This window comes from Sphingomonas fucosidasi, from assembly GCF_036663855.1.
In the GTDB taxonomy this organism is placed as follows: domain Bacteria; phylum Pseudomonadota; class Alphaproteobacteria; order Sphingomonadales; family Sphingomonadaceae; genus Sphingomonas; species Sphingomonas faeni_B.
The window spans coordinates 1-19353 of the sequence record NZ_JAXOJR010000012.1; the positions used below are offsets into that span (position 1 = coordinate 1).

A 19353-nucleotide genomic window follows, 5' to 3' on the forward strand; every position below is an offset into this window, starting at 1 on the left:
GAAAACCATCCGTACCGCCCGCTCGCGGACTTCGGGCGCAAACTTGTTCGTCGTCTTGCTCGTCATGGCTCCACCTTCTCAGGAGTTGGAGCCTCCGACAAACCCGGCGCGGTTCAGTTACCCTTCGGGCGGCAGGTCGGTCACGGCTTTGTCGCCCGTTTGCAATCCGTGCTTCAACAGCATCGGGATGTTGGCGAATGCGAACAGCAACGTCAGCGGGATCGCACCCCAGAGCTTGAAGCCGACCCAGAAATCCCAGGTCGTGTTGCGCCACACCGCTTCGTTCAGCACCGCCATGAAAACGAAGAACACTGCCCAGTTGCGCGTCAGCTTGCGCCAGCCATCGGCGGATAGGCCGGGATAGGCGGTGCCGAGCAGCGACTGGAGCAGCGGGCGGCCGGTGACGAGCCCGAAGGTCAGGATGGCGGCGAACATCGCGTAGATGATCGTCGGCTTCATCTGGATAAAGCGCTGGTCGTGGAAATAGATCGTCAGCCCGCCGAATACGACGATCAGCGCGCCCGACAGCCACAGCATCGGCGAGATATGGCCCGCCTTCACCTTCGACACGATCATCGCGGCGACGGTGGCAATGATGAACGCGGTGGTCGCGGCAACGACACGAACGATCGGCAGGCCAGGGGTGAGGAAGTTCACCGCGAAGAAGATCGCCAGCGGGCCATAGTCGATGGCCATGCGGAGGCCGGGGGATAGGGGGGGCTTGGTCACTGGGTTTTTGGTTCCTGGCGGAGAGGTGTGCGTGCGGGCATGTACCTCGATACAGGCTCTCGACAAGCTCGATCCTTACTCAGCACGAACGGGATGGGGGTAGGCATGTGAGTCCAACCACCCGTTCGTCCCGAGTAGCCGTCGAGCTTGTCGAGGCGGCGTATCGACGGACAGTTCCGCGCGTTACTTCCGAACGCTTTCGACGCCCGCGATGATCCGGCTGACCTCGTTGGCATCGAACGGCCGCAGATCCGTCATCCCCTCGCCGATGCCGATCGCATGGATCGGCAGGCCGTATTTCTCCGCCGCCGCGACCAGGACGCCGCCGCGCGCGGTGCCGTCGAGCTTTGTCATCACGAGACCGGTGACGCCCGCGACCTCCTTGAAGACCTCGATCTGCTGGAGCGCGTTCTGGCCGGTGGTGGCGTCGAGCACCAGGACGATATCGTGCGGGCTCTCCGGGTTGATGCGGCCGAGGACGCGGCGGATCTTGGCCAGTTCGTCCATCAGCTCGCGCTTGTTCTGGAGGCGGCCGGCGGTGTCGACGATCAGCACGTCGATGCCGGTTTCGGTCGCCTTCTTGACCGCGTCCCACACCACGCCCGCCGCGTCGCCGCCCTCGGGGCCGGTGACGATCGGCACGCCGACGCGCTCGGCCCAGGTGCGGAGCTGGCCGATCGCGGCGGCGCGGAACGTGTCGCCCGCGGCCAGCATCACACCGTAATCCTGCTCCATCAGCAGATGCGCGAGCTTGGCGATCGTCGTGGTCTTGCCCGATCCGTTGACACCGATGACGAGGATCACCTGCGGGCGCGGGAAGGCGTCGATCTCGATCGGCTTGGCGACCGTGGCGAGGACCTTCTCGACCTCTTCCGCGACGATCACGCGGATGCCGAGTTCCTCCATGTTGCGCTCGAACGTGTCTTCGGCGAGGCGGTGGCGGATGCGGCCGGCGGTCTCGGGGCCCAGGTCCGACGCGATCAGTGCTTCCTCGATGTCGTCGAGCGTCGCGTTGTCGAGCCGCGCGCCGCCGAGGCCGGCGAGGTTGCCGACGAGCCGGTCGGAGGTGCGCTTGAAGCCGCCGATCAGCTTGTCGTGCCAGGTTGGGGTGGTGCTCATGATGGTTCTCGTGTTGCGCGGAGGCGGTCGGATGTGGCGCCGGTGATCGTGATGCGGACGATGTCGCCGGGTATCGAGGGTTCGTCCAGTACGACTTCTGCGAAATTGCCGATATGGCCGCGGTCGCCGGGGCGTTCGACGAGCATGTCCTGGTGGGTGCCGACCAAGGTTTGCAACCAGGTGGTTCGCGATCTTTCGCCGGCCTCCCGGAGAAGCGCAGCGCGGTGGCGGCGAACTTCGGGCTCGACCTGCGGCATCCGTGCGGCGGGGGTGCCGGCGCGGGGCGAATAGGGGAAGATGTGCGGGTGGACGATGTTGCAGTCGTCGATTAGCGCAAGCGTGTTGGCGAACATCGTCGCGTCTTCGGTCGGGAAGCCGGCGATCAGGTCCGCGCCGATCGCGATATCGGGGCGCGCGGTCTTGAGGCGCTCGACCAGAGCGACGCTTTCTGCACGCGAATGCCGCCGCTTCATCCGCTTGAGGACCATGTCGTCGCCGGCCTGGAGCGAGAGATGGACGTGCGGCATGATCCGCGGCTCGCCGGTTAGCAGGGCGAACAGGCGGTCGTCGATCTCGATGCCATCGAGCGAGGATAGGCGCAGGCGTTCGAGCTTTGGCACGTGGTGCAGGATGCGCTCGACCAGCTGGCCTAGCGTTGGCGTACCGGGAAGGTCGGGGCCATAGCTGGTGAGGTCGACGCCGGTGAGGACGATCTCGCGGTGCCCGGCGTCGACAAGGCCCGAGATCCGATCGACGACCGCGCCGGCGGGGACCGAGCGGCTGGGGCCGCGGCCGAACGGGATCGCGCAAAAGGTGCAGCGGTGATCGCAACCATTCTGCACCTCGACGAAGGCGCGGGCGTGCGCGGAGAAGCTGGCGGCAAGATGCGGCGCGGTCTCGCGGACCTGCATGATGTCGGACACGACCACCGCGTCGCGGGTCTGCCATGCCGAAGACTGCAGCTTGTCCGCATTGCCGACGACGCGGTCGACCTCGGGCATGGCGGCGAAGCTGGCGGGGTCGATCTGCGCGGCGCACCCGGTGACGACGATCTGGGCCTCGGGGCGGTCGCGTTTCGCACGGCGGATCGCGACGCGCGTGGCTTTCACGGCGGCGTTGGTTACCGCGCAGCTGTTGACCACGACCATGTCCCGCCCGGCGACGAGCGCGCGAATGGTCTCGCTTTCGGCGATGTTGAGGCGGCAGCCGAGGCTGATGACCTCCGGCAGCGGGGCAAATGGCATGGAGCGCGATTTAGGAGGGGTGGGGGGCGAAGTCCACGCTTTGCGTTGCGGCGCCAGGGTGTCGGACTTTCCGTTCTCCTGCGAACGCAGGAGCCCAGGGTACCAACCGGACCACTGCTTGGCCCTGGGCTCTCGCCTGCGCGGGAGAACGAGAATTAGGGAGCAGCTTTATACACGGCACACCACCCCGGCGGAGGCCGGGGCCCAATTGGGAGACAATGGTGGTGAAGGACGGTCCTTCGTTACTGCGACCTGTCCAACTGGGGCCCGGCCTCCGCCGGGGTGGTGGCGTGTGAGAGGGCGAAAAAAACCTTACCCCGCCAATCGCGGTGCAGTCCCCCGGGGCGGCGGTACATCGCGATCCGGCCGCTGCGCCAGCAGGCGCTTCTCTGCCAGCAACCGCCGGACCTGCGCCGCGCCGAGCGGTCGCCCGTAGAGATACCCCTGGCCCTTCGCGCACCCGATCGCGCGCAGGCGTTCCTCGATTGCGGCGTCCTCGATGCCCTCTGCGGTGGTCGGTAGGTTGAGGCTGTCGCCGAGCCGCGCGATGGTGTTCACGATCGCCATGCTCTCCGGATTATCCAGAATCGAGGTGACGAAGCTCTTGTCGATCTTGATCCTGTCGAATGGCAGTGCCCTCAGATGCGCGAGGCTCGAATAGCCGGTGCCGAAATCGTCGAGCGCGAGGCGGATGCCCTGGTTCTTCAGGCTGCCCACGATCGACTGCGCCAGCGGAAGGTTGTCGAACAATGCGCTCTCGGTGATCTCGATCTCGAGCCGGCTGGCGGGGAAGCCCGTCTCGACCAGCGTCTTGATGATCTTCTGCGCCAGCCACGCATCGCGCAGTTGCAGCGGCGAGACGTTGACCGACAGGCTCAGTCCCGCGTCCCAGTCCCGCGCGGCGGCAAACGCCTGGCGCATGATCGACAGCGAGAGATCGCCGATCAGCCCGATCTCCTCGGCGATGGGAATGAAGACGTCGGGCGCGATCGTGCCCCGTGTCGGATGTTCCCAGCGTGCGAGCACTTCGAAGCCGGTGATGCGGCCGGTGGTCAGGTCGACCTGCTGCTCGAAATAGGGGACGATTTCCTGCGCAGGGATGGCGTTGCGCAGGCCGGATTCGAGCTCGCCGCGCAGTTGCAGCGAGCGCTCCATCGAATGGTCGAACCAGGCATGGCGGCTGCGTCCGGCGGTCTTGGCGGCGTGGAGCGCGATGTCGGCGTTTCGCAACAGCGCGTCGACCGAGGCGCAGTCGACGTCCGAGCGGGCGATACCGATCGACACGCTCATATGGATGTCGACGCCGTTGGCGCGGAACGGGAGCGCGAGGCCGGTCACCATGCGCTCGGCGATCCGGTCGGCGACGTTCTTGTGCGCGGCGTCGAACACGAAGGTGCAGGCGAATTCGTCCGCGCCGAGCCGTGCGAGCAGGCTGGCGCCCGGCGCGATCGCCGCGATCGTCTCCGCGACATAGGCGAGCAGCAGGTCGCCGACCGCATAGCCGTGCAGGTCGTTGACGCCCTTGAAGTGATCCACGTCGATCGTCAGCATGGCCATCGCCTTGCCGCGGCGGCGGGCACTGGCGAACAGTGTTGCGCCGTCCTCGGACAGGCTGCGGCGATTGAGGAAGCCGGTGAGCGGATCGCGTTGCGCCAGGGCTTGCGCGCGGTGGCCGGCGTCGGTGAGATCGCTCAGTTCCTCGGCGAGTGCACGGTAGCGGAACCAGCCGAACAGAATCAGCGCAATGTTGAGAAGCATCGCCGCGATCAGCGTCCGGTCGATGACCGCGGTGCTGCCGTGCAGGTGCGCGATCGCTTTGCCCAGGACCGCTCCGCCGGTGCCGACGAGTAGCAGAACCGCGGCGCCGGTTACGGCGCCGGTCATGAATTCCCGACTGATGTTGCGGGGCGCACGCGTCGCCGCCGACTTTGCGGTCATTGGGGTGTCCGGTCCTTGATTGGTTGCCGGTGTGCCATGCGAGAGGTGTAGGAGATGTTAAGGCGGCGTTAGCGCGGGACAGGGCGTGGCGTGGCTGCGATTGGTTGATCACGTCGCGGGAGAACAAGGAAGTGAGCGCTCGATAATTCTAACCCACGCCCCGATCTTGCATCTCCGGCGGCATTCCAGTAAGTGGCCCATCACGTTCCGTTACGGAGCGCATAGGACGAGCATCCAAGGATGCACGCTGGCCGGCGAGGTTTCGCCCGCCGGCGCTTTTGCGTTTGGTAGCGGTGTATGGGAGTATTTCGATGTTCGAAAGCCTGAGCGATCGACTTGGCGGCGTCTTCGACCGCCTTCGCGGCCGGGGTGCGCTGACCGAAGCGGACGTGCGTTCGGCGATGCGCGAGGTGCGCGTCGCGTTGCTCGAAGCCGATGTCGCGTTGCCCGTGGCGCGCGAGTTCGTCGACAAGGCGACCGAGAAGGCGATCGGCCAGAATGTCCTCCGCTCGGTCACGCCGGGGCAGCAGGTCGTCAAGATCGTCAGCGATGCGCTGGTCGAGATGCTCGGTTCCGAGGCTTCCGAGCTGGAGCTGGGCGTCACCCCGCCGGCCGTGATCATGATGGTCGGCCTCCAGGGCTCGGGCAAGACGACCACTACCGCCAAGATCGCCAAGCGGCTTGCGGCAGGACAGGCCAATTTCGGGCAAGGCAGCCGCGAGCGTAAAAAGGTGCTGATGGCGTCGCTCGACGTCAACCGCCCGAACGCGCAGGAGCAGCTGGCGACGCTCGGTACGCAGATCGATGTCGCGACGCTGCCTATCGTGCAGGGCCAGCAGCCGGTCGATATCGCCCGCCGCGCGATGCAGGCGGCCAAGTTGCAGGGCTATGACGTCCTGATGCTCGACACCGCGGGTCGACTCCATGTCGACCAGGCGTTGATGGACGAGATGAAGGCGGTCGCCGACGTCGCGAAGCCCGCCGAGATCCTGCTCGTCGTCGACTCGCTGACCGGTCAGGACGCGGTCAACGTCGCGCAGAACTTCTCGGATCAGGTGCCGCTGACGGGTATCGTGCTGACCCGCATGGACGGCGATGCCCGCGGCGGCGCGGCGCTGTCGATGCGCGCGGTCACTGGCAAGCCGATCAAGTTCGCGGGCACCGGCGAGAAGCTCGATGCGCTCGAGGCGTTCCATCCCGAGCGCGTCGCCGGCCGCATCCTGGGCATGGGCGACGTCGTCAGCCTGGTCGAGCGCGCCGCGGAGTCTATCCAAGCGGAAGACGCCGAGCGGATGGCCGCCAAGATGGCCAAGGGTCAGTTCGACATGAACGACCTGCGTGCCCAGCTGGCGCAGATGCAGCGGATGGGCGGGCTCGGCGCGCTGGCGGGGATGATCCCCGGCATGAAGAAGGCGCAGGGCGCGGTCGCGTCGGTCGGTGGCGAAAAGGTGCTGGTGCACATGGACGCGATGATCGGATCGATGACGATCAAGGAGCGCAACAAGCCCGAATTGATCAACGCCAAGCGCAAGATCCGCATCGCCAAGGGCTCCGGGACGACCGTTCAGGAGGTCAACAAGCTGCTCAAGATGCACCTCGAAATGTCGACCGCCATGAAGAAGATCAAGAAGATGGGCGGCATGAAGGGCATGATGGCGATGCTCGGCAAGGGCAGCCTCGGCGGCGGCCTTGGCGGCATCGGCAACGCGATCGGCGGGCCGCAGATGGGCGACATGCTCAACAAGGCTGGCGCTGGTGGCCTTCCGGGCGGTAGCGGCGGTTTGCCAGGGCTTGGTGGCCCCAAGATGCCGCAGATGCCTGCCGGTTTCGAAGATTTTCTGAAGAAGAAATAACCTGCCCATGTCCGTCATCCCAGCGAAAGCTGGGATCTCATGCGGATAGGGCGCGACACCAACCACAAGACCCCAGCTTCCGCTGGGGTGACGAAATCCAAGAAGGAATTACGACAATGGCAATCAACATTCGCCTCGCGCGCGGTGGCTCCAAGAAGCGTCCTTACTACAAGATCGTCGTTGCCGACGCGCGCAGCCCGCGTGACGGCCGCTTCATCGAGAAGATCGGCAACTACAACCCGCTCCTCGCCAAGGACAACGAGCAGCGCGTGCAGCTCGACGCCGATCGCGCGAAGCATTGGCTGAGCGTCGGCGCGCAGCCGACCGACCGCGTCGCACGCTTCCTCGACCAGGCTGGCGTGCTCGAGCGTTCGGCGCGCAACAACCCGAACAAGGGCAAGCCCGGCGAGAAGGCCACCGAGCGCGCCGAAGAGCGTGCGACCAAGGCGGCTGAGGCTGCCGAGGCCGAAGCGGCTGCAAAGGCTGCACCTGCGACCGGCAGCAACGAAGAGACCGAGCAGGTCGCCGCTGCTGAGATCGAAGACGCTACGAGCGCTTCGTAAGATCCGGGGGCGGGGGGCTTAATCCCTCCGCCTCTCTTCTCTGTCATGCCGGGCTTGTTCCGGCATCCACCGGTCAGCGAATCCGAGAGCATTGGGTACGCGGAACAGTGGACCCCGGAACAAGTCCGGGGTGACGCAGGGCGGGAGGCTTCTCCCGTTCCTACTACGGGTAGCCAACCGCACCCGATCGGCGCGTCATGCGTTCTCCTCTCGGTAACCCCGAGCAGGAGCGCATGATGGCCCCCGAATCCGACCCCCGCACAGCCCCCGCACCCGAGGACATCGAAGATGCCACCAACCAAGGCGTCTCCGCCGACGACCCCGCCGAAGGCTCCGACGACACCCCCGGCCGCGATGAAGGCTCCGCGCAAGGATGACGTGACGCTCGCCGTCGTCATCGGTGCGCACGGTATCGGTGGCGAAGTGCGGCTGAAGGTCTTCGCCGAGAATTTTGGAAGCTATAAGAGCTTCAACAATGGCGCGCTGTCGCTGAAGTCCGCCCGCAGCGGCAATAACGGCATGATCGCGCGCTTCGGCGAAGTCGCCGATCGCAATGCCGCCGAGGCGATGCGCGGGACCGAGCTGACCGTGCCGCGATCATCGTTGCCGCCACTCGACGACGGCGAATATTATCACACCGACGTGATCGGGCTCGATGTCGTGTCGACGGATGGTGAAGCGATCGGCCGAGTCGTCGCGATCGACAATTTCGGTGCGGGCGACGTGATCGAGATCGAACGCCTTCCCGTGGACGACAAGCCCGGCAAGCGCTTCATGGTGCCGATGCGGGTCGAAGCGGTACCGAAGTGGGATGCCGACCGTCTCGTCGTCGAAGCGTCTTTCGCAGCCGAATAACAGGCTTTAGCGACCGCTTCCTTGCTCTCCCGCGAAGGCGGGAGCCCAGTCTGGGTCCCCGCCTTCGCGGGGAAACAATCCTCCGTTGTAGTGTCTGACTACCGCCGCAGCGGCCGCTGGTCGGCAAGCATGTTCCGAATCGTCGTGGCGGCGACGCCGGCCTCGCCCATCGCATGGCTGATCTGGTCCAGACCCTTCACGACGTCACCGGCGGCGAACAGGCCGGGGATCGAGGTGCGCTGGTGCGAGTCGACCTCCAGGCACCCATCCTCCGAAGCCCTTGCGCCGGCCGCGACGGCCAGTTCCGACCGGATGACCGAGCCTAGCGCCGGATAGACGCTGTCGAACGCCAGCCGCCCCTCGACCGTATCGAGAGCCAGCTTGCCCCCTTCGATCGCATAGTTGCCGCACGGGCCACCGACCCGGACGATCCCGGCGTCGTCGAGCGCCGCTTCGCACTTCGGATCGAGATCGTGCCCACCTTCAGGCGCGATCAGCGTCACGTCCTTGGTATATCCGCGCAGGAACAGCGCCTCGCGCATGCCGTGGTCGCCGGTGCCGATCACCCCGACGCGCTTGTCGGTGACCTCGTAACCGTCGCAGATCGGGCAATAGCGGAAGAGGCCGGCTTCGAGTGCTTCGTCGTGGATAGCGTCGGGCATGTCCGGACGATTGTTCACGACCCCGGTTGCGAGCAGGACACTTCGGGCTCGGGCGCGGCGATCGCCCAGCCGCACGGTGAAGCCGTCGTCGTCGACCTCTATCGCATCGACCCGCACGCCTTCGCGCACCGCTCCATAATTCTCCGCCTGCGCCAGCATGCGCGCAAGCAGATCTGTCCCGCGGATACCTTCCGGATATCCTGCATGATTATGCGTGCACGGGATCAACGCTGCGCGGCTGCTGCCGCAATCGAACAGCCGGATCGAGAGATGGAATCGCGCAAGATAGATGGCCGCGGTCAGCCCCGCCGGGCCGGCGCCGATGATGATGCAATCGTCCATTCGCCGCGAGCGTTTCGCCAGCGTAATTGTTCCACTGCGCCGATCCGTATAGGTGCTGGGGGCATTCGGCGCTGCACGCTGGCGCAAACGCATAGAGAATTGGACGCTGTGACTTTCGCTGCCACGATATTGACGCTGTATCCCGAGATGTTTCCTGGGCCGCTGGGGACGTCGCTTGCCGGGCGCGCATTGGGCGAGGGGCGGTGGTCCTGCTTGCCGGTGCAGATCCGGGACTTTGCTACGGACAAGCACAAGTCGGTGGACCATACGCCGGCGGGGGGCGGGGCTGGGATGGTGCTGCGGGCCGATGTGGTGGCCTCCGCGATCGACAGCGTTGCGGACGGGCGCCCGGTGCTGGCCATGACGCCTCGGGGGAAGCCTCTCACCCAGGAGCGGGTTCGCGAGCTCGCCAAGGGGCCTGGCGTCACCATTCTTTGCGGCCGGTTCGAGGGGTTCGACGAACGGCTGTTCGAGGCGCGCAATATCGAGGAAGTCTCGATCGGCGACTACATCCTGTCGGGTGGCGAGATGGGGGCGCTGGTGTTGCTCGATGCTTGCATTCGGCTGCTGCCCGGCGTAATGGGCGCGGCTTCTAGTGGGGATGACGAGAGCTTCGAAACAGGGCTGCTCGAATATCCGCACTATACCCGACCTCAGATATGGGAAGGGCGCACGATCCCGCAGGTGCTGCGATCGGGGGATCATGCGAAGATCGCGGCATGGCGCAAACGCCGTGCGGAGATCGATACACGGTCACGGCGACCGGACCTTTGGGAGCGCCATGAGGGTGCTCGGGTTCAGTCGCCCTCTGGCGCGCAGCGACACGAGGACGAGACATGAACCTGTTGCAGACGATCGAAGCCGAGAACATCGCGAAGTTCCTGGCCAACAAGACGATCCCCGATTTCCGCCCTGGCGATACGCTGAAGGTCGGCGTGAAGGTCGTCGAAGGCGAGCGCACGCGTATTCAGAACTACGAGGGCGTTTGCATCGCGCGCTCGAACAAGGGCATGGGCTCGAACTTCACCGTGCGTAAGATGAGCTTCGGCGAGGGCGTCGAGCGCGTCTTCCCGCTCTACTCGCCGAACGTCGATTCGATCGAAGTCGTCCGCAAGGGCGCCGTGCGTCGCGCCAAGCTGTATTACCTGCGTGGCCGCACCGGCAAGGCAGCGCGTATCGCCGAGCGTCGCGACACGCGCCCTGCCAAGGGCACCGCAGCCGCCGAGTAATCGGACGCTGTTAGAGTTGAAGAAGGGCGCGGGGGCGATGGTCCCCGCGCCCTTTTTCGTTGTGCGCGGGGGGGGGGGGGCAGTCAGCGCGGCACGAGCAATTGCAAGCGATCGGTGCCTAGCGCTGGCCGGGCATGACCCAACCCCACTCCGTCATCCTGACGAACGTCAGGACCCAGGGTCACGAACGTTGCGCTGTTTGGCTCTGGGTCCTGACTTTCGTCAGGATGACGGAGTGTGTGAGGGGGGCGATCGCGATCGCGAATATCGCGCCTGAAGGGGCGTACCGGTGTCTGGTGGCCCGCAGGCCGCCGTCAGCCCGCCTCAACCGCCCGTCAGGCGTCGCGCCATGTCCCCGGTGCCAGATCCGCCAAGGTCCACTCGCCGATGCTCCACCGGACCAGCCGCAGCGTGGGGTGGTCGATCGCGGCGGTCATGCGGCGGACTTGGCGGTTGCGGCCTTCGCGGATCGTTATCTTCAGCCAGCAATCGGGGATGCTCGCGCGGACCCGGATCGGCGGCACGCGCGGCCAGAGGTCGGGCGCGTCGATCCGCTCGACGTCGGCGCGGGCAGGGCCATCCTTCAGCACGACGCCCTGTCGCAACCGGTCGAGCGCGGCGGGATCGGCATCGCCCTCGACCTGCACGAGATAGGTTTTCGGCAGCTTGAACTTCGGGTCCGCGATCCGCGCCTGAAGGCGACCGTCGCCGGTCAGCAGCAACAGACCTTCGCTGTCCCGGTCGAGCCGCCCTGCCGGATAGACGCCCGGCACATCGACGAACTGCGACAGCGTCGCGCGCGGCGTCGGACTGTTCACGTCGGTGAACTGGCTGAGCACGTCGTACGGTTTGTTGAACAGGATTACCCGGGGCATGGTGAGGCTTTATGCCAAAGCTGACGTTGGGGTCGAGTGGTTACGTTGAAGCGAGCGTCTTGTTGCAGTTTAAAGCCTGCTTGCTCATGAGCCAGCCATAGCTCAGTTTAGAGCAACTGGCTGGAGGTCACTAGATTAAATTCAGATTTACTCTCTATTGTGACGCCAGTCCCGTCTCCTAGGGTTGGCGAAGCGGCACATCGTCACCTAGACGTGAGTGGAGTTGTCAGATTCAGAAAGCGAAACAGGTTGTGACTGAACGTTATTACGAGGCCACGTCGTTTTGAATGGCCGGGCTCAAGCACAAAAGCCGTACGATGCACCTTGGGCTATGGACGAAATTCAGCGTGGTTTCGAGCGCATTATTCAAGACGCCGAAAAAAGCGGACACGTACTGACCGCGAAGAAAATCGAGCGCATTGCCGAAAAGACGGTGAGAAGCGCAGGGCGTTCCGTTTACCGAACATTGATGGAAAACGCTCCGAAGATGCTCTTGGAGCGTCGGAAAGACGGGCTTGGCTTTGAGCGGCGGAACATCCGCCGGTGGCGCAAGGCTTTTGACCTGATTGAGACGATATGGGTGTCGTGTGAGGAGCTTGGTCGTGCCTTTAACGAACACTATCGCCCTGAAGCGGTAGAGGAGCAGGATTACGTCTTCGAGGCCATGACACATCTTCACGCGAAGGCGTTGCTCGTAACCTCGGAAATCATATGCCTACTAAAAGGTGGCTTCGCGGATGGAGCGTTGACACGATGGCGGACTCTTTACGAGGTCAACGTTGTCGCTGCACTTATGGTGCAGGAAGGGCAGGAACTCGCGTTGAGGTATCTCGCGCATTCTCGGGTACAAGCCTGGAATGACGTAAAAGATGATGTTCTTGAAGCAGGAGAATCGGAAGAGGATCGCGATTACCTCAGGGGCCAGGCGGAATATGCAATCGCAAGATTTGGTACAGAGCTGAACAAAAGGAATGGATGGGCTTGCGGTATAACTGGCAAGAAAAGCCCGACATTCGATAATCTTATAGAGCTTTCTGGGCGATCCGACGGTAGATCGCTATACAAGCACGCGTCACTTCATATTCACAGTAATCATCGTGGGCTAGACGAGCTTCTAGGAGTATGCGAATCTAAGAGTAGCGTTCTTCTCGTCGGGCAGAGTAACTCAGGAATGGTTATGCCTTTGACGATGGCTGTGTATAGCATCGTGGAAACTACGACGATGCTTATTCTAACTAAGCCAAACCTGGATCGCGGGGTATTGCTAAATTCGATTTTGCGTATGGCAGGGCGGATGAACCGGCTCGCGGGTGGCATTGAACGCCGAACATTTGAAGCGGCTAAAAAGCGCGAGAACGGTAAATCTGACGATCTGGCGGCAAATTGATCGCCTAATTGGCTGGATCAAAATGTGCTCATGCAAGGTAAACTCTAGCCGCTAGACAAGTTGTAAGGCACAGTCTTATTGCAAAAATGGGCTGCGTTATTAATCAACGCAGCCCATTCAACGATATTTACTTTCAAGTCATTACTGGTCGAGGAAGCTCCGCATTTTCCGTGACCGGCTCGGATGCTTCAGCTTCCGAAGCGCCTTCGCCTCGATCTGGCGAATGCGCTCGCGCGTCACCGAGAACTGCTGGCCGACTTCCTCGAGCGTGTGATCGGTGTTCATGCCGATGCCGAAGCGCATGCGGAGCACGCGCTCTTCGCGCGGGGTCAGCGATGCCAGCACCCGCGTCACCGTCTCCTTGAGGTTCGCCTGGATCGCGGCATCCACCGGGATGATCGCGTTCTTGTCCTCGATGAAGTCGCCGAGATGCGAATCCTCCTCGTCGCCGATCGGCGTTTCGAGGCTGATCGGCTCCTTGGCGATCTTCATCACCTTGCGCACCTTCTCCAGCGGCATGGAGAGGCGCTCGGCCATCTCCTCCGGGGTCGGTTCGCGGCCCTGCTCGTGGAGGAACTGGCGGCTGGTGCGGACCAGCTTGTTGATCGTCTCGATCATGTGGACCGGGATGCGGATGGTCCGCGCCTGGTCCGCGATCGAGCGGGTGATCGCCTGGCGGATCCACCAGGTCGCGTAGGTGCTGAACTTGTAGCCGCGGCGATACTCGAACTTGTCGACCGCCTTCATCAGGCCGATATTGCCCTCCTGGATGAGATCCAGGAACTGCAGGCCGCGGTTCGTGTATTTCTTGGCGATCGAGATCACCAGCCGCAGGTTCGCCTCGACCATTTCCTTCTTGGCGATACGCGCCTCGCGCTCGCCCTTCTGGACCATGTTGACGATCCGGCGGAACTCGGTGAGCGCCATGCCGGTCTGCTGCGTGATGTCGGCGATCTCGGCGCGGATGCGCTCGACCGCCTCGCCCTCGTTGACGACGAACGCGGTCCACTTCTTGTCGACCTTGTTGACCGTCGTCAGCCAGTTCTCGTCGATCTCGTGACCGATATACCGGTCGAGGAAGTCCTTGCGCGGCACCTTGTGGCGCTCGGCGAGGCGCAGCATCTGGCCGCCCAGCGCGGTCAGACGACGGTTATAGGCATAGAGCTGATCGACCAGATATTCGATCTTGGCGTTGTGGAACTGGACGCTCTCGACTTCCGCCGTGAGTTCCTCGCGCAGCTTCTGGTATTTGCGCTCGTCGGCCGCAGAAAAATCGCCGCCGATGCCCATCGCGTCGACGCGGCTCTGCTGGATTTTGCTGAACTTCTTGTAGAGCGCGGTGATGCTGGCGAACCGCTCGAGCGCGATCGGCTTGAGCTGTTCCTCCATCTGCGCGAGGCTGAGGGTGTTGTCCTCCTCCTCGTCGTCCGATGCGCGCGGGGCACGGCGCTCGCCGTCCTCGTCCTCGTCGGCGGACGGCTCTTCGGGCTCGGCCTCTTCCTTGAACGAGGGGCCGGCGTTCTTCTCGCTGATCTCGCCGTCGTCGGCTTCGCCGTCCTCGGCCATCGCCTCGGGCGCAGGGTCCTTCGACAGCATCGCGTCGAGATCCATGATCTCGCGCAGCTGCATCGTGCCCTCGTTCAGCGCGGTCGACCAGTCGATGATCGCGTTGAAGGTGATCGGCGATTCGCACAAGCCGAGGATCATCGTGTCGCGACCCGCCTCGATCCGTTTGGCGATCGCGATCTCGCCCTCGCGGCTGAGCAGCTCGACCGCGCCCATCTCGCGCAGGTACATGCGGACCGGATCGTCGGTGCGATCGATCGTCTCTTTCTTCTTCTCGATCGCGGGGCCTGTGTCGGCATCCGCGTCGGCGGCCTCCGGCTCGTCCTCGTCGTCCTTGGCGGGCTCGGTCTCGCCGTCCTCACCGGCTTCGTCGTTCTCGACGATGTTGATGCCCATCTCGCTCAGCGCGGCGCTGATGTCCTCGATCTGGTCGGACGACATCTCGCCTTGCGGCAGCGCTTCGTTGAGCTGCTCATAGGTGATGTAGCCGCGCTTCTTGGCGCGCGCGATGACCTTCTTGATCGACGCATCGTTCATGTCGATCAGCGGCGCATCGCCGGTTTCGTTCGTCTCGGCGGGTTCCGCCATGTTCGCCTTAGCCATCAATCGCCCTCGGTACCCAACGCTCGGGCGTCTTCGTTCGACTGTACAAGATTTGCAAGTCGGACTTCCAACGCCTGTTTCTCTCTTACCATAGCCACTTGTCGTTCGAACGCCTCTTCGGTGAAGTGCGTCTGCATCGCCGCGGTCGCCTGCTTCAATGCCGCGTCGACCTCAGGCCGCGCGACCATGATCGCGATCGCCTCGTCGAGGTCGGCACGGACGCGGGCTGGATCGGCCGTGGTCTGCGTGAACGAGTAGGGCATCGTATCGGCTCTCAACAGGTCACTCGCGACTGAATTGAAACCGGACCTCCCCAATATGGTGAGCAAGCGCCCGCTATCAAGCTTCTGGTCCTCAAGTGCAACATCTACGACGGCCTCGAACAATCGCCCGAGCGCGCCGTCGATCATTTGGAGCGAGCCGAGCACCTCCATGTGGCGGGCGATCTCGACCGGGTGGCGGATCAGGCCGGCGAGGACTGCCTTGGCCAAGACGCGGTCGATGCCGGTGGCGAGGAAGGCCTTCGCGTCTTCGGTGACGGGTGCGGCAGGGGGCTTCCACCCGCCCTTGGGGCGCTCGCCTCGGGGCACGAAGGGGGCGCGGACGGGTTTGAAATGCTCGTAGAAGCGGTTCTTGAACTCGGAATGATATTGCTGCTTCACCGACGGGTCGGCGATGCCTTCCGCGAGTTCGTGGAGGCGGCGCTTGAGACCGGCGCGCTGTTCGGGGGTGTCGAGTGCCTCGGCGGCGACTTCGGACGCCCAGAGGCGGTCGACGAGCTGTTCGGGGGTTTTCAGCAACGCCTCGAACGCGGCGGGGCCGCCCGAGCGGACGAGGTCGTCGGGGTCGTGGCCTTGTGGGAGCGTCACGAAGGCGAGGCTGCGGCCGGGCGCCAGTAGGGGGAGTGCGCGGTGTGCGGCTCGGAGCGACGCCTTCTGGCCGGCACCGTCGCCGTCGAAGCAGAGCAGGGGGACGTCGACCATCCGCCACAGCCGTTCGAGCTGCGCTTCGGTGAGCGCCGTGCCGAGCGGGGCGACCGCTTCGCCGAAGCCGGCCTGGGCGAGCGCGATGACGTCCATATAGCCCTCGACGACCAGCACGCGGCCGGATTTGCGCGAGGCGGGGGCTGCTCGATCGAGATTGTAGAGCGTGCGGCCCTTGTCGAAAAGCGGGGTGTCGGGCGAGTTGAGGTATTTCGGCTCGCCACCGTCGAGTACGCGCCCGCCGAACGCGATCGTCCGGCCGCGGGGGTCGCGGATCGGGATCATCAGGCGGCCGCGGAACCGGTCGTACGGGTCTTTGCCCTCGACCGATATGAGCATGCCGGACTCGACCAGCATCGGGTCGCCGTAATCCTTCAGCGCGGCCTTGAGCTTGCCGCGGCTGTCGGGGGCGAACCCCATCCCGAACGCGCGCGCCGTCTCGGGCTTGATGCCGCGACGGTCGAGGAGCGCGCGGGCGTCGGTGCCGGGGAGGCCGTTGAGTTGCTCGGTGAACCAGTCGGCGGCGTCGGACATGACCTCGTGCAGGCCCTTGGCGCGTTCGGCCTTGGCGGCGGACTGGCGGTCCATCGCCGGCATGTCCATCCCGGCGGCCTGCGCGAGTTCCTTCACTGCGTCCATGAAGGGGAGGCCGCGCTGGTCGGTCATCCACTTGATCGCGTCGCCGTGGGCGGAGCAGCCGAAGCAGTGGTAGAAGCCCTTGTCGTCGTTGACGTAGAAGCTTGGGGTCTTTTCATTGTGGAACGGGCAGCAGCCTTTGTGCTCGCGACCGGCCTTGGTGAGCTTTGTGGTCTTGCCGACGAGGGCCGAGAGCGAGGTGCGGCCGCGGAGCTCGTCGAGGAATTGTGGGGTTAGGGCCATGGGGTGAGCGGTTTCTCGACTTCGCTCGAAACGAACGACTTAGATATGTCAGCGGTAGGTAAGGTCGACGGAACGGTCGTATCACCCACCCCACCGTTCGTTTCGAGCGAAGTCGAGAAAGCCCGCTCCTTGGGGGGACGCGCGAGATGGGAGGCCAGCGACCAGTTCCCCGCGATCAGCGCCTCCTTCTTGCCGCGCGACCAGCCGCCGACGATGCGCTCGGCCTCCAGCGCTTCGAGGCGTGAGGGGAAGTATTCGCTCCAGACCAAGTTTATCGGACGCCTTGACGAGGTGAAACCGCAATGGCCGCCTGCGTCGTGCTGACTGATACGCCGCTCCAGATTATCGGTGTGGCCCGTGTAATACAGGCCGTCGGCGCATCGCAGCATGTATGTCCAGAAGACCATCTGTCGTCGTACCAAAATTGGGGGTGGTGGTCGACCGGTATCAGAGGGTTGGAACGAGTCGTCCGCCCGTTTTCAGGGTTTCTCGACTTCGCTCGAAACGAACGGGAAAAGAAGCGGCCGGTTGCGAGCGGGAGCGGCGAAGAAGGTGCCCACCCCTCGGTCCCCTCCCGCTTGCGGGAGGGGAGGAAGTGAGGGCTCGCCCTTATCCATTTACGACAGCGCTGCCTTTACCAGGCCGCTCGCCTTACTCATGTCCAGTTCGCTCGCGTGGCGTGCCTTCAGTTCGGCCATCACGCGGCCCATGTCTTTCATGCCGGTCGCGCTGAGTTCCGTCTTGATCGCCTCGATCGCCGCCGATGTCTCCGCCTCGCTCATCTGCTGCGGCAGGAAGCGTTCGATCACCGCGACCTCGGCCGTCTCCGCATCGGCGAGCTCCTGGCGGCCGCCCTTCGCAAACATCTCGATCGACTCGCGGCGCTGCTTCACCATCTTCTGGAGCACTTCGATCACCAGCGCGTTGTCGCTCTCGGGCGCTTTCCCCGTCCGCGCCTCGATGTCGCGGTTCTTGATCGCGGCCTGGATCAACGAGATAGCGTTGCGGCTCTGCTTGTCGCCGGCCTTCATGGCGGTCAGCTGCGCAGCCTTGATGTCGTCGCGAATCATGTACTGGTCTTTCAGGTGGTTCGTGCGTAGCCCGACGGGATAGCGCGTCCGCCGCCCGTTTAACAGATTGACGCTGCGGCACGCCGGCCTTAGCGGACACCACTTAGCGACATCGTCAACGTAAAGAGAGTGCCCAGCCTGATGGCCGACACCAATCCACTAGCCATGCCTGCTGGAGCGACCGGCGTCCTCGTCCTCGCCAATGGCGACGTGATTTGGGGTCGCGGGTTCGGCGCAGAGGGCAGTGCGGTCGGCGAAGTGTGCTTCCACACCGCGATGACCGGCTATCAGGAGGTGCTGACCGACCCCTCGTTCGCCGGGCAGATGATCTGCTTCACCTTTCCGCACATCGGCAATGTTGGCGCGAACCCCGACGACGTCGAGGCGGACGACCCGCACGCGCTGGGGATCATCGTCCGCGAGGACGTGACGCAGCCGTCGAGTTTTCGTGCGGTCGAGGGGCTGGATGGGTGGATGAAGCGGCATGCGCGGATCGGCCTGTCCGGGGTCGACACGCGCGCGCTGACGCGGCGGATCCGGGTTGCGGGGGCGCCTAATGGCGTGATCGCGCATTCGGCTAGTGGCGAGTTCGATGTGGCGGCGTTGCTGGCGATGGCGCGGGCGTGGCCGGGGCTTGAGGGGATGGACCTCGCCAAGGACGTGTCGACCGAGATGCATTATGGCTGGGGTGATGAAGCACCTGGCGGCACGTGGCGGCTAGGCTTCGGCTACGGGGACAGCTCGCAAGCAGGAAAGGGCGCTTCTGCTCCCCTCCCGCTTGCGGGAGGGGTCGGGGGAGGGGCTGACCAATCAGCGCCGACCCCGCCTGAGGCCATGCCCTCCCCCAACCCCTCCCGCGATGCGGAAGGGGAGCAGAGGGCCCGCCCCCACGTCGTCGCGATCGATTACGGCTCGAAGCGCAATATCTTCCGCAACCTTGTCGCGGCCGGCGCGAAGGTGTCCGTCGTCCCCGCCACCGCCAGCTTCGACGACGTGATGGCGCTCGCCCCCGACGGCATCTTCCTGTCGAACGGCCCCGGCGACCCCGCCGCGACCGCCGAATACGCCGTCCCGGTGATCCGCGAGTTGCTCGAAACGGGCAAGCCGCTGTTCGGCATCTGCCTCGGCCACCAGTTGCTCGGCCTCGCGGTCGGCGCGACCACGACCAAGATGTTCCAGGGCCACCGCGGCGCCAACCACCCGGTCAAGCGCCTCTCCGACGGCGCGGTGGAGATCACCAGCATGAACCACGGTTTCGCGGTCGAGCGGGAGAGCCTGCCGGCCAACGTCCGCGAGACGCATGTGTCGCTGTTCGACGGGTCGAATGCGGGGCTCGAGCTAACCGATAAGCCGGCGTTTTCCGTGCAGTATCATCCGGAAGCGAGCCCAGGCCCGCAGGATAGTCTGTACTTGTTTGAGCGGTTTGTCGGCATGCTGAGCTAGATGCGTGGAAAAC

At 64.5% G+C, this 19353-nt stretch carries 18 protein-coding genes; 8 read left to right on the top strand and 10 right to left on the bottom strand.

Features of this window, described 5'->3' with window-relative positions; all coding sequences use genetic code 11:
* Positions 1–117: 117 nt before the first annotated feature.
* The 4 genes from U1737_RS18025 to U1737_RS18040 form a co-directional block, all read right to left on the bottom strand.
* Positions 118–729, bottom strand: a complete 612-nt coding sequence (locus tag U1737_RS18025) for a septation protein A (RefSeq protein WP_332797730.1) — start codon at positions 727–729, stop codon at positions 118–120.
* Between the two features lie 183 nt (positions 730–912).
* On the bottom strand, positions 913–1848 hold the full coding sequence (gene ftsY / locus U1737_RS18030; RefSeq protein WP_248521755.1) for a signal recognition particle-docking protein FtsY: 936 nt from the start codon (positions 1846–1848) through the stop codon (positions 913–915).
* Positions 1845–3092 (bottom strand): tRNA (N(6)-L-threonylcarbamoyladenosine(37)-C(2))-methylthiotransferase MtaB, encoded by a 1248-nt coding sequence (mtaB, locus tag U1737_RS18035; protein WP_332797731.1) that lies wholly within the window; start codon positions 3090–3092, stop codon positions 1845–1847. The genes ftsY and mtaB overlap by 4 nt, the downstream gene beginning before the upstream one ends.
* A gap of 312 nt (positions 3093–3404) precedes the next feature.
* Entirely contained in the window at positions 3405–5030 is a 1626-nt protein-coding gene (locus tag U1737_RS18040) for a putative bifunctional diguanylate cyclase/phosphodiesterase (protein ID WP_248521753.1), read from the bottom strand.
* A 311-nt stretch (positions 5031–5341) separates the two neighbouring features.
* On the opposite strand from U1737_RS18040, the gene ffh reads away from it, so the two are divergent.
* The 4 genes from ffh (at position 5342) to rimM (ending at position 8301) form a co-directional block, all read left to right on the top strand.
* Positions 5342–6883: a signal recognition particle protein gene (gene ffh / locus U1737_RS18045; RefSeq protein WP_248521751.1), complete on the top strand. Its 1542-nt coding sequence runs from the start codon at positions 5342–5344 to the stop codon at positions 6881–6883.
* A gap of 116 nt (positions 6884–6999) precedes the next feature.
* Entirely contained in the window at positions 7000–7446 is a 447-nt protein-coding gene (gene rpsP / locus U1737_RS18050) for a 30S ribosomal protein S16 (RefSeq protein WP_187504196.1), read from the top strand.
* Positions 7447–7682: 236 nt separating this feature from the next.
* The gene (locus tag U1737_RS18055) at positions 7683–7823 is read left to right on the top strand and encodes a hypothetical protein (RefSeq protein ID WP_168371615.1); all 141 of its coding nucleotides are present in this window, start codon (positions 7683–7685) and stop codon (positions 7821–7823) included.
* Complete coding sequence (rimM, locus tag U1737_RS18060) at positions 7801–8301, top strand: ribosome maturation factor RimM (protein ID WP_332797732.1); 501 nt, start codon at positions 7801–7803, stop codon at positions 8299–8301. Before U1737_RS18055 ends, rimM begins: the two co-directional genes overlap by 23 nt.
* 98 nt (positions 8302–8399) lie before the next feature.
* Here rimM and U1737_RS18065 read toward each other — a convergent pair whose 3' ends face one another.
* A complete protein-coding gene (locus tag U1737_RS18065; protein ID WP_248521747.1) occupies positions 8400–9305 on the bottom strand; it encodes an NAD(P)/FAD-dependent oxidoreductase in 906 nt (301 codons plus the stop codon).
* Between the two features lie 108 nt (positions 9306–9413).
* On the opposite strand from U1737_RS18065, the gene trmD reads away from it, so the two are divergent.
* On the top strand, positions 9414–10145 hold the full coding sequence (trmD, locus tag U1737_RS18070; RefSeq protein WP_332797733.1) for a tRNA (guanosine(37)-N1)-methyltransferase TrmD: 732 nt from the start codon (positions 9414–9416) through the stop codon (positions 10143–10145).
* Complete coding sequence (rplS, locus tag U1737_RS18075; protein ID WP_055878492.1) at positions 10142–10534, top strand: 50S ribosomal protein L19; 393 nt, start codon at positions 10142–10144, stop codon at positions 10532–10534. Before trmD ends, rplS begins: the two co-directional genes overlap by 4 nt.
* 335 nt (positions 10535–10869) lie before the next feature.
* Here rplS and U1737_RS18080 read toward each other — a convergent pair whose 3' ends face one another.
* Positions 10870–11409 carry a pseudouridine synthase gene (locus U1737_RS18080; protein ID WP_332797734.1) on the bottom strand — a complete coding sequence of 180 codons (540 nt, stop codon included), beginning with the start codon at positions 11407–11409 and terminating at the stop codon, positions 10870–10872.
* Positions 11410–11740: 331 nt separating this feature from the next.
* Between U1737_RS18080 and U1737_RS18085 the strand changes: the two genes are divergently transcribed.
* Positions 11741–12796: a DUF5677 domain-containing protein gene (locus U1737_RS18085; RefSeq protein WP_107961788.1), complete on the top strand. Its 1056-nt coding sequence runs from the start codon at positions 11741–11743 to the stop codon at positions 12794–12796.
* A 141-nt stretch (positions 12797–12937) separates the two neighbouring features.
* Here the strand turns inward: U1737_RS18085 and rpoD are convergent, their stop codons facing one another.
* From rpoD to U1737_RS18105, 4 genes are all read right to left on the bottom strand, one after another.
* Entirely contained in the window at positions 12938–14965 is a 2028-nt protein-coding gene (gene rpoD, locus U1737_RS18090; protein WP_332797735.1) for an RNA polymerase sigma factor RpoD, read from the bottom strand.
* On the bottom strand, positions 14965–16827 hold the full coding sequence (gene dnaG, locus U1737_RS18095) for a DNA primase (protein WP_332797736.1): 1863 nt from the start codon (positions 16825–16827) through the stop codon (positions 14965–14967). The genes rpoD and dnaG overlap by 1 nt, the downstream gene beginning before the upstream one ends.
* On the bottom strand, positions 16818–17234 hold the full coding sequence (locus U1737_RS18100; RefSeq protein WP_332797737.1) for a GIY-YIG nuclease family protein: 417 nt from the start codon (positions 17232–17234) through the stop codon (positions 16818–16820). The genes dnaG and U1737_RS18100 overlap by 10 nt, the downstream gene beginning before the upstream one ends.
* A 210-nt stretch (positions 17235–17444) precedes the next feature.
* A complete protein-coding gene (locus U1737_RS18105; protein WP_332797738.1) occupies positions 17445–17897 on the bottom strand; it encodes a GatB/YqeY domain-containing protein in 453 nt (150 codons plus the stop codon).
* 141 nt (positions 17898–18038) lie between these two features.
* Between U1737_RS18105 and carA the strand changes: the two genes are divergently transcribed.
* Positions 18039–19340: a glutamine-hydrolyzing carbamoyl-phosphate synthase small subunit gene (gene carA / locus U1737_RS18110; RefSeq protein ID WP_332797739.1), complete on the top strand. Its 1302-nt coding sequence runs from the start codon at positions 18039–18041 to the stop codon at positions 19338–19340.
* Positions 19341–19353: the final 13 nt, after the last annotated feature.

Excerpts from the sequence above, each read along its gene's own strand:
- rpsP (WP_187504196.1), top strand. The coding sequence starts at position 7,000 with ATGGCAATCAACATTCGCCTCGCGCGCGGTGGCTCCAAGAAGCGTCCT.
- ftsY (WP_248521755.1), bottom strand. The coding sequence starts at position 1,848 with ATGAGCACCACCCCAACCTGGCACGACAAGCTGATCGGCGGCTTCAAG.
- ffh (WP_248521751.1), top strand. The coding sequence starts at position 5,342 with ATGTTCGAAAGCCTGAGCGATCGACTTGGCGGCGTCTTCGACCGCCTT.
- U1737_RS18085 (WP_107961788.1), top strand. The coding sequence starts at position 11,741 with ATGGACGAAATTCAGCGTGGTTTCGAGCGCATTATTCAAGACGCCGAA.
- rplS (WP_055878492.1), top strand. The coding sequence starts at position 10,142 with ATGAACCTGTTGCAGACGATCGAAGCCGAGAACATCGCGAAGTTCCTG.
- U1737_RS18065 (WP_248521747.1), bottom strand. The coding sequence starts at position 9,305 with ATGGACGATTGCATCATCATCGGCGCCGGCCCGGCGGGGCTGACCGCG.
- U1737_RS18055 (WP_168371615.1), top strand. The coding sequence starts at position 7,683 with ATGGCCCCCGAATCCGACCCCCGCACAGCCCCCGCACCCGAGGACATC.
- rimM (WP_332797732.1), top strand. The coding sequence starts at position 7,801 with ATGAAGGCTCCGCGCAAGGATGACGTGACGCTCGCCGTCGTCATCGGT.
- U1737_RS18105 (WP_332797738.1), bottom strand. The coding sequence starts at position 17,897 with ATGATTCGCGACGACATCAAGGCTGCGCAGCTGACCGCCATGAAGGCC.
- dnaG (WP_332797736.1), bottom strand. The coding sequence starts at position 16,827 with ATGGCCCTAACCCCACAATTCCTCGACGAGCTCCGCGGCCGCACCTCG.
- carA (WP_332797739.1), top strand. The coding sequence starts at position 18,039 with ATGGCCGACACCAATCCACTAGCCATGCCTGCTGGAGCGACCGGCGTC.
- rpoD (WP_332797735.1), bottom strand. The coding sequence starts at position 14,965 with ATGGCTAAGGCGAACATGGCGGAACCCGCCGAGACGAACGAAACCGGC.
- U1737_RS18080 (WP_332797734.1), bottom strand. The coding sequence starts at position 11,409 with ATGCCCCGGGTAATCCTGTTCAACAAACCGTACGACGTGCTCAGCCAG.
- U1737_RS18040 (WP_248521753.1), bottom strand. The coding sequence starts at position 5,030 with ATGACCGCAAAGTCGGCGGCGACGCGTGCGCCCCGCAACATCAGTCGG.
- mtaB (WP_332797731.1), bottom strand. The coding sequence starts at position 3,092 with ATGCCATTTGCCCCGCTGCCGGAGGTCATCAGCCTCGGCTGCCGCCTC.
- U1737_RS18100 (WP_332797737.1), bottom strand. The coding sequence starts at position 17,234 with ATGGTCTTCTGGACATACATGCTGCGATGCGCCGACGGCCTGTATTAC.